At 51.3% G+C, this 1,231-nt stretch carries 1 protein-coding gene; it reads left to right on the top strand.

All coding sequences use genetic code 11. The features are described from left to right. A partial coding sequence (locus tag CCB157_RS16755) for an ISNCY family transposase (RefSeq protein WP_077616932.1) occupies positions 1-1,125 on the top strand: 1,125 nt, incomplete at its 5' end. Positions 1,126-1,231 lie beyond the last annotated feature (106 nt).

Genomic DNA, 1,231 nt, shown 5'->3' with positions numbered 1-1,231 from the left:
CATTCACAAAACCGGGGGCGAAAACCTGCACATGCCTTATCCGAAGACATCCGGCAAAAAATCCTGAATCTCCGCCAAAGTGAAAAATATCGGCACTGCAATGATGTCCATTTCTCCGAATTATTGGCCAAACAGGAGGGAATCCGGGTCAGCCCTTCTACGGTCCGTCGAATCCGATGCCAAGCCAACATCCCGCCCAAACGGAAACGGCGCCCGGCAAAGGTTCACCGCCCGAGAGATCGGAAACCGCAAACCGGCATGTTGGTCCAGATTGACGGAAGTTTCCATCGTTGGTTGGAAGACCGTGCGGAACCCATGGCTCTTTTGGCGGCCATTGACGATGCCACGGGAAAAATCTTGGCCGCGGTCTTCCGCCGCCAGGAAGATACCGAGGGCTATTTCCTTCTGATCCGGCAAATGATCGAGCAGTATGGCATTCCCATGTGCATCTATTCGGATCGTCATATGATTTTCTGTTCCCCGAATGAAAAAAGATCCATTGAGCAGGAACTGGCGGGCGAATCCGTGCCTTTGTCGCAATTTGGCCGCGCCCTGAAGGATTTGGGGATCACTCATATCAAAGCCATGACCCCACAGGCCAAAGGACGGATCGAACGCCTCTTTCAAACCCTGCAGGACCGTTGGGTTGTCGAGTTGCGCCTGCGCGGCATCCAGACCCTGGAGGAGGCAAACCAAGTCCTTCCGGAGTTGATCAAAGAACATAACGAGAAGTTTGCCGTAGCGCCTCTTGAACCGGAAAGTGCCTTTGTTCCTTTGGAACCGGGACAGTCCCTGGATTTGATTCTTTGTTTTCGCGATCAACGGATCGTCGGACCTGGAGAAACCATCTCCTACCGAGGAAAAACGTACATCCTCGACGTCCCAAATTCCAGTCCAACCATTCCGGCCAAAACGCCGGTGGAAGTCCGAAAAACGCTGGATGGCAGACTGTTTGTCTGGTACAAAGGTAAGCCCTACCCCTTGATGGAAGCAACCCGGAACAAAGCGGCAAAAACTCCTGAAAAGAAAAAGGAGAGCTCAGAAAAGAAATCGTACAAGCCAGGACCTGATCATCCTTGGCGCAAATATAGGCCCACGAATTCAAAGGAACTGAAACCGGCTTGAATGAACTGAGGTCAAAGTAAATATATCAGTGACATATTCACTGACGCGTTAGTATGACATTTTCACTGACGCTTGACACCCGTTACACGGGTTTCACCTTTTGGAT

The sequence above is a fragment of the Caenibacillus caldisaponilyticus genome (assembly GCF_002003465.1).
Taxonomy (GTDB): Bacteria; Bacillota; Bacilli; order Bacillales; family Sporolactobacillaceae; genus Caenibacillus; species Caenibacillus caldisaponilyticus.
The sequence above is the reverse complement of the archived record's forward strand: the minus strand, read 5'-3'. Positions and strand labels throughout refer to the sequence as shown.